This is a genomic window from Streptomonospora wellingtoniae (assembly GCF_031845375.1).
Taxonomy (GTDB): domain Bacteria; phylum Actinomycetota; class Actinomycetes; order Streptosporangiales; family Streptosporangiaceae; genus Streptomonospora; species Streptomonospora wellingtoniae.
Map to the genome: position 1 here is coordinate 65168 of NZ_JAVREK010000013.1, position 11666 is coordinate 76833.

Sequence of the window (11666 nt, forward strand, 5' to 3'; positions counted from 1 at the left end):
GCGCCGCCGGGGCCCCGAGTGGACCCGGTGGCGCCTACGTCGGGCTCAGGGCCGGTGCAGCGGCCGCTCGGCCACCCGCGGCAGCAGCAGCCCTGCCAGGCCGGCCGCCGCATACGGAACCTGCCCGGGCGCCACCGCTCCCAGCACCCGGCCCGCCATCCGCGACGGCTCGCGCAGGAATGCCTCCGCGTCGGGGTAAGCGCGGGGCACCGACCACCCCGCCGCGGGCAGGGTGAGCAGCGCCGCCCCCCACGTCCACACCCACGGCAGCGCCGACGGCGGAAGGGCCCCGTACCAGTCGGCGGCGTGGTGCAGCGCCTCGGCGGCGTAGGCCGCGAACGGAACCCGGCCGGCGGACGCGGCGGCGTGCACCTCGACGGCGCCCGCCGGACCGGACGCGCCGACGGCAGAGCACACCGCGACCAGCGCGCAGGCCCCCGCGACCGCTCCGGCCGAGCCGAAGAAGGCCGTGCCGAGCCGGTGCCCAGTCGAGCGCAGGTCCTCACGTGCGGGGAACCGCCGCCAGGGCCGCTCTCCCGCCCGCGCCGCACCCATGGCGTAGGCGCGGCGCTCCCGCAGGAACCGCCACGCCGTACCGAGGACGGCGGGTCCGCGCCGAGCGGCGGCCAGCGTCACGGCGGCCTCGTGCAGCAGGTCGGAGAGCGTCAGCGCCATCCGCAGCGGCGCATGGGCCCACAGCAGCGCGGCGCGGCGGAAAACCGGGGCGATGTCGCCGGGCACCCGTACGCCCAGGCGGATCGCCCGGCCGTAGGCGCGCCGCCGCAGACCGGGCAGCGGCGGATGCCCCGGTAGCGGCGGCGTCACGTCCGCGGCGCACCGGGCCGTTCGGTAGTCCAGCAGCACGGCGCACACCAGCAGGAGCAGCAGCAGCCACCGATCCGCGGTCCCTCCGCCGGTGAAGCCGTACAGGGCCGCGGTGGCGGGGTGGGGCTCCAGCGGCGAGCCGAGTGCGGCCTCGGCGACGGCGGCGTTGAACATCATGTGCTGAAGCACCGCCAGGGCGAACGCCGCGGGCGGCAGCAGCCACAGCCACGCGCCCCAGACCCGGCGACCCACGACGGCGAGTCCGAGCGCCGCACCGACGAGGCCCGTCAGCACGCCGTGGCCGGAGAAGTGCACGCCCAACTCCGGCACCGCCACCGCACCGGGCAGCAACGCCGCCAGGCCGGGGAAGGGCAGGGTCGTCGCCCCGCCGGCGGGCAGCGCACGCAGCAGGGTCTCGGCCGCCTGGAAGCCGGCACCGGACGCGGCCGCCAAGAGCAGGTAGTCCACCGCCGCCAGCCTGCGGAACCGGCGCCGGGCGGGCAGCCGGACCAGCAGCAGCAGCGGCAGCAGCTTGCCCGCCTCCTCCACCCACACCGCGACGTAGGTGTAGGCCACCCACCGGTCGACGCCCGCGTAGGCGGTCAGGGCGTCCTCCGCTGCGGCGAGCGGCCACACCAGCAGCGCGCCCAGCAGCAGTACGCGCACCAGCGTCGAGAACGCGAGGGTCCGCGAGCGCGACAGCCAGGCCAGCTGCGCCAGCAGCCACAGCATGCCCGCCATCGCGGGAACGGCGGCGGCCGTCGCCGGGACGAAGAAGGGCGCCACCAGCAGCACGGCCAGCATCGCCCACGCCCACCCGCCGCGCAGCGCGCGCAGCGCCGCGGCCGCGCCGGGCGAGCCCTCGCGTAGGGAGCGCGCACGCACCGCCAGCCGCTCGGCGAGGTCGGGGCCGGGACCGCGCGGGTTCCGCGCGTGCCGGGCGCCCGGCTCCAGGCAGTTGTAGGCCTGGGCGGCGCGCAGCAGCTCGGGGTCGCGGCTGTCCCGCGCCTCTTCGGCGAACGCCGTCCGGGCCGACTCCAGATCGGGGCCGACCAGCGGCCGCAGGAAGTCCGGCGGGCCGGCGGCCACGGTCAGCGTCGTCGAGGTGACGAGTACCGCCGCGGAGAAGTCCTCGACGGCCACGAGCACGTCGGTGGGCTCGTCGCCCCACGATCGGATGACGTGGACGACGCTGGCGGTGTCGGCCGCCACTTCGGTCACCGGCTCGTAGGCGAACTCCGCTCGGGTGCGGCCCACCAGGAGCCGCCCGACGCCCAGAGCGCGCCCGGCCGCCACGACCCGGTGGATCAGCGCGGTGTCGCGCGGCGCCGTGAAGGCAACGACGATCTTGGCGTCCGCCTCGATCCACCCCTGGTCGAACTCGGTCGCGTTGGCGCAGAGCCGCAGCGCGAGGTCGCGGGTGATCATGGCTTGCTCGTCCATAAGCCCCCTACGGCGTTGTCCCGGCCGGTCACCGGCGACCCGGTCGGCGGTGTCGAGAGGATCGGCCTCGGCCACGGGTACGTGGCGCGGCGAGCGCCTACGCTATCGCGGCGGCCTTCCGCCCCGCCGCCCGATCCGCCGCATTCGGAGGGGTTCGCGCATACCATTGTTGATCTTGTAGCTATCGTGAAGGAAAGCGATTTCCAGTGACGATGGCTACAAGATCGACGGTGATGTAGCCCCTCCCCGGGACGTTCACCCGACCTCGGCCAGTGCGGCGGGAAGCGCGTCGAACAGGTCCGAGGCCGAGACGGGGGCGCCGTCGCGCGCCAGCCGGGCCGCGAGGCCGTGCACATAGGCGCCCGCCGCCGCCGCTTCGCGGGGCGCCAGGCCGGCGGCCATGAACGCGCCGGTCACGCCCGCCAGCACGTCGCCGGTTCCGGCGGTGGCCAGCAGCGGACTGCCGGTGGGATTGGCGACCGCGGGGCGCTCCGGCTCCGCCACGACGGTGGTCGAGCCCTTGAGCAGGACGGTGCACCCGTACTCGTCGGCGGCACGCGAGGCGTACGACAACCGGTCGGCCTCGACGTCGGCGCGGTCGGTGCCCGGCAGCAGCCGGGCCAGCTCGCCGGCGTGCGGCGTGAGCAGAGTGGGCGCGGAGCGTTCGCGGACGAGCTCCGGCTTCTTCGACACCAGGGTGACCGCGTCGGCGTCGAGCAGCACCGGCAGCGCCGTCTGCACGACGGCTTCCAGCTCGGCCTGCGCCGTCGGGTGCAGCCCGCGGCCGGGGCCGACGACCCAGGCCGCCACCCGGCTGGGCAGCGCGGCCAGGGGGTCCATCGGGTCCAGCACGGAGGCCACCGCCTCGGGCCAGCGGCTGAGCACCTCGTCGACGACGCCGGCCGACCCGGCGTAGCGCACCATGCCCACTCCGGCGCGCATCGCGCCGCCGACCGCCAGCACGGCGGCGCCCCGGTAGCGGTCCGAGCCCACGGCCATCGCCAGCACGCCGCGCCGGTACTTGTCGGACTCGCCGCTGGGCCGCGGCAGCAGCCGGGAGACGTCCCCGCTCTGCGGGCACTCCAGTGCCGGTCCGGGCAGCTCGGGGCCCAACCCGATGTCCACCAGCTCCACGACACCCGCGCGCTCGGCCCCGGGGTCGACGAACAGGCCGGGCTTGTACGTGCCGAACGTGACCGTGACGTCGGCCCGCACCGCCGGGCCGGACGCGGTTCCGGTGTCGGCGTCGATCCCGCTGGGCAGGTCGACGGCGACCGTCGGCGCCTCGACCGCGCCCGCAAGCCCCGCGATCGCCGCGTGGGGCTCGCGCAGGCCGCCGCTGCCGCCGATGCCCACCAAGCCGTCGACGAGGAGGTCGGCCGCCGCGATCTCCTCGGCCGCGGCGGAGTCGCCGACGCTCTGGCCGCCGCGCGGCGCCGCCACGGTGCGCCCGCCGACCGCCCGCAGCGCCGCCAGCCCTCCCTCGTGCACGCGCGAGCCCGCCAGCACCGCGCGCACGGAGGCTCCGCGGCGCGCCAGCAGGGTGCCCGCGTAGAGCGCGTCGCCGCCGTTGTCGCCGCTGCCGACCAGCAGCACCACCCGCGCGCCGTACGTGCGCGGGAGCATCCGCCCGCACGCGGCCGCGAGCCCGGCGGCGGCCCGCTGCATCAGGGCACCCTCGGGCAGCCGGTCCATCAGCACGCCCTCGGCCTTGCGCACCGCGGCCACGGAGTGTGCGTTGCGCACGGGGCCTCCTCCTCGACTCGTCGCCCGGTTCCGCGCCCGGTTCGGCGCTCCTGCGAGCATGCCGCAGCCCGCAGGCTCCCGAGAACCCGGCCCGCGGACCGCTGCCGCCCCGCTACCCGTGCCGGGCGTCACATGTCGTCGATCCCGGCGAGGTCGACGTCGATGTCGAAGGGCACCGCGAGCTTCAGGCGGTCGCGATGGATGCCCGTGGCGACGTAGGCGCCGGTGGCGGGGTCCAGCTCGTAGACGTAGACGACCGGGCGCCCGCCCTCGTTCTCGACCCGCCAGTGGTGCTTGATCCCCGCCTGGGCGTACAGCTGGGGCTTGCGCTCGCGGTCGCGGACCTCCGACTCCTCGGAGACCACCTCGACGGCGAGGACGACGGACTCGGGTCGATACGCCGTCAAGTCGGAGCTCTCTTCAGCGGAGGCGTCCACGACGACGAGGGCGGGCTCGGGCCGCTGCCGGGGGCCGAGGATGACACTCATTTCGCGGCGGGAACGGAGCTGCCGCGGCGTCTGTCGTTTCAGCTCCGCATTCAGGTGGTCGATCACCAGCATGTGGAACAGTTTCTGCGGACTCACGAAGACCAGGCTCCCGTCGATGAGCTCGGTGTGCGGGGGGAGATCCGGGATCCGGTCGAGGTCCTCGGCGGTGTAGCCCTCCGGGGGAGGGATCGGCCAGTCGCGGACCGAGGGGGACCGCTCCGGCTCTTCCTCGGAGGCCGATCGCGCCTGGGGGTCGGTCGGGCAGAGCACGCCCATGTCACTACCTCCGGCTGTCGGATCGCTTTCGTCGCCCAGAGTAGCCATTCGTGTCACCCCGTCACGGTGCTTTCCGGCATATCGCCGTGCTCATCGCCTTCATCGGACGATACCCGGGATACCCGGGCCGCTCCGGGGGAATCGGGCCGCCACGAGGCGTGTTCCGGCGCGGATTCGGGGCGGAGTGCCGGTCAGCCGATGATGCCGGCGACCTCCTCGGGCGCCGAGACGTGCGGGCAGTGGCCGGCGTCGACCTCCAGGGCCTTGATGCGCAGGCGCAGCTCGGCGGCGACGCGCATCCAGTGCGGGCGAAGGGTGCGGTCGCGCATCGGGAGCAGGTAGGTGGACGCGACACCGTCCGGGAGGGGGCGGGGCCGCTGGGCGTACACGCGCGCCGGCTGGAACAGCCGGACGGTGTCCAGGCCCCAGCGCAGTGTCGCCAGGTCGCCGTCGTGGAAGAGGAAGTAGCCCGCCGTCACGGGGTCCTCCGTGGCCGGAGCGGCCAGACCGCTCCACTCGCTGCTGAACATCTCCGCCGAGGACCCCTGGATCTCGCTGAGCAGGCTGCGCCCGCGGACGGTGTCCGGCACGAAGGCCGCCAGCCAGACCACCCGGCTCGCGCCCAGGCGGGTGGCCAGCGCCGACGCCAGGGCACCCGCACCGGAGTGCACGACCACGACGGGCCCCGTGCCGGAGCCCCGCCCCTCCCGTGCCGCCTGGTCCGCCGTCTCGGTTGCGACCTGCTTCGCGACGATCTCCGCGTAGCCGTCGGCGTCGAGGTCGGACCCGCCCTCCAGCAGGTCGGCGGCCACCGCCCGGTGCCCTCGCCGGGCCAGTGCCGCGGCGAGCCGGTCCCAGCCCCGGGGGGACTGCGTGGTTCCGTGTACGAGGACGTAGTCCATGGCGCTTCCTTCGCGAATCGCGGCCCCGGCGCCTGGAGGCCCCCGTACTCTCCCCGGCACCCCTCACCAGTAGGTCCGTCGCGACAAACCTATGATCATCGAGCCCGGGCGGGGAACCGCCCCGGCAATGGAAATCGTCGCGATTCGCAGATTCGGCGCATTTCCCCCGACTCCCCCGACCGCGGAGCGCCCGGCGGGAAGCGGCCCTCTGCCCCCGGGCGCCGCTGCCGACACCGGGAGCCGCGCCCGGCCGGACAGTGCGGCGCGCCATGTGGCATACGGTCGGAAGTAGCCCGCACCACCGCACCGGACGCCTCCGCACGCGCGGCGCCCGGGTGTCGGCAACCGGCCCATATGTGACGACTCGACCGGGACCGCTGGTCCCGGACACGGACAGCAGCACGGGACTTGCCGCATGACCTCCACAGACGACCGCCTCGCCACCGAAGGCGGGACGCACCGGGACGGACTCTTCGAGCGCGTGGCACACCTGCAGAACGCCATGCACCGGCTCGGTGCGGACGTCATCCGGTTGCAGACGCAGCTCACCGAACTCGCCGCGGCGCCGGAGCAGGAGGAGGGCGACGAGGCTCCGCCGTTCATCTTCAACATGTCCCGCGACGCCTACAAAGGCGAGCTGGCGACCCTGGTCACCTGGGTGAACGAGTTCCTGGTCCCGGTCTACGCGGGGACGGGCGAGGACCTGCACGGCGACCGCGCCGCCGGCCGCGCGCCCTGGTGCCCGGCGTGGTGGGAGCACCACGAGGCGGTCGGCCGGCTGCACGCCCTGCGCCTGGCGTACGAGGAGCTGTGCGACACCCGGGTGTCGGGCCCCTCCGGTCCGGCCGTGTGGCACCGCGACCACCTCGACCCCGTGCTGGAGCGGCTGCGCTCGCCCCGCGGCCCGTTCGCCGCGTGCTCGGCGACGACGGGCCACCGCGGCGGCACCCGCTCCGAACCGGCCTGAGTGCCGCGCGGCGCTGCCCGGGGCGCCTCCGGGACCGCGCCGCCGCCCTCGAAGGCATCAGGTCTTGCGCAGCCGCACCCGGCGGACCGCGTGGTCGGCGCCCTTGTGCAGCACCAGGGTGGCCCGCCCGCGCGTGGGAGCGATGTTCTCGACCAGGTTCACCTCGTTGATGCTGCGCCACGCGCCCGTCGCGAACTCCACGGCCTGCTCCTCGTCCAGCTCGCTGGACATGGCGTGGAAGTAGGAGCGCGGGTCGGAGAAGGCGGTGCGCCGCAGCTCCAGGAAGCGGTCCAGGTACCAGGACCGGATGTGCTCCGCCTTGGCGTCGACGTAGATCGAGAAGTCGAAGAAGTCGGCCACCGCGAGCCGCCCCGGCAGCGGCGGCTGGAGCACGTTGATGCCTTCGAGGATGAGGATGTCGGGCCGCTGCACCGTCTGCGTCTCGCCGGGGACCAGGTCGTAGGCGAGGTGGGAGTAGACCGGGATCTCCATCCGCGGCGCGCCGGCCTTCATCTCCGACACGAACCGCACCAGCGCCCGCCGGTCGTAGCTCTCCGGGAACCCCTTGCGGTTCATGATGCCCCGGTCCTGCAGGACCGCGTTGGGGTAGAGGAAGTTGTCGGTACTGACCAGCTCCACGTTCGGGTGGTCGGGCCACTGCGCCAGCAGCGTGCGCAGCAGGCGGGCGGTGGTCGACTTGCCCACCGCCACACTGCCGGCGACGCCGATGACGAACGGCATCGGCTGGTCGCCCTCGCCCAGGAACCCCCGCACCGCGGCGTGCCGCTGCCGGGTCGCGTTGACATAGAGGTTGAGCAGTCTGGAGAGCGGGAGGTAGATGTCGCGCACGTCGTCGAGCGACGTGGGATCGGTGGTGCCCCGCAGCGCTTCGAGGTCGTCCTCAGTCAGCCGGAGCGGTGTCGTATCGCGCAGCGCCGCCCATGCCGGCCGGTCGAGTTCCACATACGGCGTTGAGAAGCCGTTCTTCGTCGAAGCCACGCCTGCCCACACTAGACGAGTCCTCTCGGACGGCGGCGCCCTCCCCCGGGACAGCGCAGGGAAGGGCCCGATGGTGGTGCGGGATGCCGTTTCCCCGCACCACCACCGGACGATCGCGCGGACGGCTACACGCTGGTCCGGAGCCTGCAACCACCCGTCAAGCGCAGTACGAGGCCGGAGGCGGCGGCCAGGAGACCCGCCGCGCAGAGCGCCGCGGCGCCGGCGCCGGTCACGGGCAATGCGGCGCCGCCCGGGCCCGCGCCGTCGTAGCCGTAGCCGTCGGGGCCCTCCGTCGGCTCATCCGTCGGCCCGGGGGCCGGGCTGTCGGTGGGACCGGGTGTCGGCGCGGGATCGTCCGTCGGACTCGGCGACGGTGAGGGGCCGTCCGTCGGGCTCGGCAACGGCGACGGCGACGGGCTCGGCGTGCCGCCCTCGATCTCCGTCTGGACGCACGCCGCATTGTTGCCGGTCGTGCTCTCCGCAGTCGGCGTGTGCGCCTCGGCGCAGTTGTTGATCAGCGTGCCCGGTTCGTCGTCGGCGTCTACGCGCAGGACGACGGTGAGCTCGACGGTCTCCCCCGCTTCCAGGTCCCCGAGGGAGCACCGGACGGACGAGCCGACGGCCGCGCACTGCTGCGGCAGGGTCTCGACCGCGGTGTGGTCGATGTCGAGCGCGTCCTCCAACACCGCGCTCTCCGCCGTGTCGGGACCGTTGTTGGTGACCGAGACCGCATAGGTGATCGTGCCGTCCGGCTGCACCGTGGCCGGTCCGGTCTCCGCGACCGCCAGGTCGGCCTCGGCGTCCCCGATCGGCCCGACGACGGTGGTGGCGCAGGAGTCGTTGTTGCCCGTGTCCGATTCCCGGGACCCGGTGTAGACCGTTGCGCAGTTGACGATCTCGGTTCCCGGCGCGACGCCCGGGTTGACGGAGACGGTGACCTCCAACTCGACCGCGTCGCCGGGGGCCAGCGTGCCGAGGTCGCAGCTGATGGCGAGCCCGCTCGGCGGGCACCGGCCGGGCAGGCTCTCGATCGTGGTCAGGTTGCCGTTCGTCGGGTCCTGAACGAAGACCTCCACCGCGTCCGAGGGGCCGTTGTTGGTGACGACGATCGTGTAGGTGATGGTGCCGTCCGGGTTCACCGTCGCCGGGTCGCCGGTCTTGGTGATCTCCACGTCGGTCAGGGTCTGCGTCTGCGCGATGTTCTGCGTCCGGGCCCCTTGGGCGTTGGAGGCGGCGGCCTCCGCCGGATTGGTGATGTTCGTGCCGTCGGAGACCCCCGGGTCGACCCGCACGGTGATCTGGTAGGTCGCCGAGCCTCCGGGTGCGATCGTCGTGCCGTCCCCGCCGCAGGTCACCACCTGCCCGGAGGCGGTGCAGTCCGGGGAGGAGGCGAAGTCGAGGTCGCCGTCCAGCGTGTCGGTCACCGTGACGTCCTCGGCCGCCTCGTCGCCGCTGTTGGTGACCGTGACCGTGTAGGTCGCCTCGTCGCCGGCGATCATCGGGTTCGGCGAGACGCTCTTGGAGATGCCCAGAACCGGGGCCTGCTGGTGCACGCGCTCCGGCGGCGGTTCGGCGGACCCGCCGGTCGAAGCCGCCAGGTCGGCGGGCTCCGCCGAGGTCGGCCCGGCCGCCGGCCAGCTCCCCGCCAGCACCAGCGCCAGCGCCGCCGCCGTCCAGGCGGCGCGGGCCGGTGCACCTGTTGCTGCCTTGCGCATGTCGTCCCCGTCGGATGGGCTGAGCGGACAGGATCCGATCCTGGGCCCCGGCCGGAGTGCGGACGGGCGACGGACACGGGGCGATACACGGCGATTGGGCGATCTTTATCCTCTGCTTAACGTCGCCGCACCGACACGCGGCGCACCGAGACCCGTCGGCCGCCTCGGACAACCGCGGATAATTCTCCCGCTGTTCACCGGAGAGCACCCGGCGGCTCCTCCGGAGCGCCACAGGGCCTCTGACGTGCGCGGTCTTACCGCAGCCACCAAATGGTCTATACCCTTACCTGCGGAAACTCTTATTGGTATGGGATCCGGGTGGTCGGCCGGAAGCCGTTCATCGCCTACGCTTGCCCTCATGTGCGGAATCGTTGGCTACGTCGGGCCGCAACCGGCGCTTGAGGTCGTCGTCGACGGCCTCAAAAGGTTGGAGTACCGCGGGTACGACTCCGCGGGAGTCGCCGTTCTGGCGGACGGCCGGATGGACACCGAGAAGCGCGCCGGCAAGCTCGCCAACCTGAAGGCGGCCCTGTCCGAGGCGCCGCGCTCGGCCGACGGCATCGGGATCGGGCACACCCGCTGGGCCACCCACGGCGCCCCGACCGACGTCAACGCTCACCCCCACGTCGACAACGACAACAGGGTGGCGGTGATCCACAACGGCATCATCGAGAACTTCGCCTCGCTGCGCCTGGAGCTGGAAGAGCGCGGCTGCAAGTTCTCCTCGGAGACCGACACCGAGGTGGCCGCCCACCTGCTCGGCGAGGAGGTCAAGGAGCAGGGCGACGACCTGGCCGCCGCCATGCGCGCGGTCTGCCGCCGCCTGGAGGGCGCCTTCACCCTGGTCGCGATGCACGCAGGCGACCCCGACCTGGTCGTGGCTGCCCGCCGCAACTCGCCGCTGGTGGTCGGGCGCGGCGACGGCGAGAACTTCCTCGCCAGCGACGTCGCCGCCTTCATCGCCCACACCCGCGACGCAGTCGAGCTGGGCCAGGACCAAGTGGTGGAGCTGCGCCGGGACTCGGTGGCGGTCACCGACTACGACGGCAACCCCGCCCCGGTGCGCGAGTACCACGTCGACTGGGACGCCTCGGCCGCCGAGAAGGGCGGCTACGACTACTTCATGCTCAAGGAGATCGTCGAGCAGCCGCAGGCGGTGGCCGACACCCTCCTGGGCCGCGTGGCCGTCGACGGGACGCTCACCCTCGACGAGATGCGGCTGGCACCGTCCGAGCTCCGCGAAATCGAGAAGATCGTCATCATCGCCTGCGGGACCTCCTATCATGCGGGCCTGATCGCCAAGTACGCGATCGAGCACTGGTGCCGCGTCCCGTGCGAGGTCGAGGTCGCCAGCGAGTTCCGCTACCGCGACCCCATCCTCAACCGGCAGACCATGGTGATCGCCATCTCGCAGTCGGGCGAGAGCATGGACACGCTGATGGCGGTGCGCTACGCCCGCGAGCAGCGCGCCCGCGTGCTGGCGATCTGCAACGTCAACGGATCGACGATCCCGCGCGAGTCCGACGGCGTGCTCTACACCCACGCCGGACCGGAGGTGGGCGTCGCGGCCACCAAGACGTTCCTGACCCAGCTGGTGGCCTGCTACCTGATCGGGCTGTACCTGGCCCAGGTGCGCAACACCAAGTTCGGCGACGAGATCAACGCCGTCATCGAGCAACTGGCCAACATGCCCGAGCAGGTGGAGAGGGTCCTGGGCACGGTCGGACCGGTGCGCGACCTCGCCCGTTCGCTGGCCGACTCGGGCACCGTGCTCTTCCTCGGCCGCCATGTGGGCTACCCCGTGGCGCTGGAGGGCGCGCTCAAGCTCAAGGAGCTGGCCTACATGCACGCCGAGGCCTTCGCGGCCGGCGAGCTCAAGCACGGCCCGATCGCGCTGATCGAGGACGGCCTTCCGGTGGTCGTCGTGGTGCCCTCGCGCGAGGGGCGCGGGGTGCTGCACGACAAGATCGTGTCCAACATCCAGGAGATCCGGGCCCGCGGCGCCCGCACGATCGTCATCGCCGAGGAGGGCGACGAGAGCGTGCGGCCCTTCGCCGACGAGCTGATCGAGATCCCGGCTGTGCCGACCCTGCTGCAGCCGATCGTCTCGTCGATCCCGATGCAGGTGTTCGCCTGCGAGCTGGCGCTGGCCAAGGGCAACGACGTCGACCAGCCGCGCAACCTCGCCAAGAGCGTGACCGTCGAGTAGGGGCCCGGTCGGCGCCTGCACACGCGGGGCCCGCCGGTCCCGGAGCCTGCTCCGGGACCGGCGGGCCTTTCCGCGGCTGTCTTCTCCCGGCGCCGC

The 11666-nt window shown here is 73.4% G+C and carries 8 protein-coding genes; 2 read left to right on the forward strand and 6 right to left on the reverse strand.

The annotated features are described in order from the left end of the window. Positions 1–45: 45 nt before the first annotated feature. From RM446_RS13875 to RM446_RS13890, 4 genes are all read right to left on the reverse strand, one after another. Positions 46–2268 (reverse strand): PrsW family intramembrane metalloprotease, encoded by a 2223-nt coding sequence (locus RM446_RS13875; RefSeq protein WP_311545695.1) that lies wholly within the window; start codon positions 2266–2268, stop codon positions 46–48. Positions 2269–2523: 255 nt separating this feature from the next. Next, entirely contained in the window at positions 2524–4014 is a 1491-nt protein-coding gene (locus RM446_RS13880; RefSeq protein ID WP_311545696.1) for an NAD(P)H-hydrate dehydratase, read from the reverse strand. A gap of 128 nt (positions 4015–4142) precedes the next feature. After that, positions 4143–4826 carry a Uma2 family endonuclease gene (locus tag RM446_RS13885; protein ID WP_311545697.1) on the reverse strand — a complete coding sequence of 228 codons (684 nt, stop codon included), beginning with the start codon at positions 4824–4826 and terminating at the stop codon, positions 4143–4145. A gap of 143 nt (positions 4827–4969) precedes the next feature. Continuing rightward, positions 4970–5680 carry an alpha/beta fold hydrolase gene (locus RM446_RS13890; RefSeq protein WP_311545698.1) on the reverse strand — a complete coding sequence of 237 codons (711 nt, stop codon included), beginning with the start codon at positions 5678–5680 and terminating at the stop codon, positions 4970–4972. A 415-nt stretch (positions 5681–6095) separates the two neighbouring features. On the opposite strand from RM446_RS13890, the gene RM446_RS13895 reads away from it, so the two are divergent. Further along, positions 6096–6647, forward strand: a complete 552-nt coding sequence (locus RM446_RS13895; protein ID WP_311545699.1) for a DUF4913 domain-containing protein — start codon at positions 6096–6098, stop codon at positions 6645–6647. 57 nt (positions 6648–6704) lie between these two features. On the opposite strand, the gene coaA is transcribed toward RM446_RS13895, so the two are convergent. After that, positions 6705–7610, reverse strand: a complete 906-nt coding sequence (gene coaA / locus RM446_RS13900; RefSeq protein WP_311545758.1) for a type I pantothenate kinase — start codon at positions 7608–7610, stop codon at positions 6705–6707. Between the two features lie 161 nt (positions 7611–7771). After that, the gene (locus RM446_RS13905; protein ID WP_311545700.1) at positions 7772–9361 is read right to left on the reverse strand and encodes a COG1361 S-layer family protein; all 1590 of its coding nucleotides are present in this window, start codon (positions 9359–9361) and stop codon (positions 7772–7774) included. A gap of 358 nt (positions 9362–9719) precedes the next feature. Here RM446_RS13905 and glmS point away from each other — a divergent pair, with 358 nt between their 5' ends. Continuing rightward, the gene (gene glmS, locus RM446_RS13910) at positions 9720–11570 is read left to right on the forward strand and encodes a glutamine--fructose-6-phosphate transaminase (isomerizing) (RefSeq protein ID WP_311545701.1); all 1851 of its coding nucleotides are present in this window, start codon (positions 9720–9722) and stop codon (positions 11568–11570) included. The last annotated feature ends 96 nt before the right edge of the window (positions 11571–11666 follow it).

Bases quoted from the DNA above. Each gene is read 5' to 3' on its own strand.
- RM446_RS13875 (WP_311545695.1), bottom strand. From the start codon at position 2,268: ATGGACGAGCAAGCCATGATCACCCGCGACCTCGCGCTGCGGCTCTGC.
- RM446_RS13885 (WP_311545697.1), bottom strand. From the start codon at position 4,826: ATGGCTACTCTGGGCGACGAAAGCGATCCGACAGCCGGAGGTAGTGAC.
- RM446_RS13890 (WP_311545698.1), bottom strand. From the start codon at position 5,680: ATGGACTACGTCCTCGTACACGGAACCACGCAGTCCCCCCGGGGCTGG.
- RM446_RS13895 (WP_311545699.1), top strand. From the start codon at position 6,096: ATGACCTCCACAGACGACCGCCTCGCCACCGAAGGCGGGACGCACCGG.
- RM446_RS13905 (WP_311545700.1), bottom strand. From the start codon at position 9,361: ATGCGCAAGGCAGCAACAGGTGCACCGGCCCGCGCCGCCTGGACGGCG.
- glmS (WP_311545701.1), top strand. From the start codon at position 9,720: ATGTGCGGAATCGTTGGCTACGTCGGGCCGCAACCGGCGCTTGAGGTC.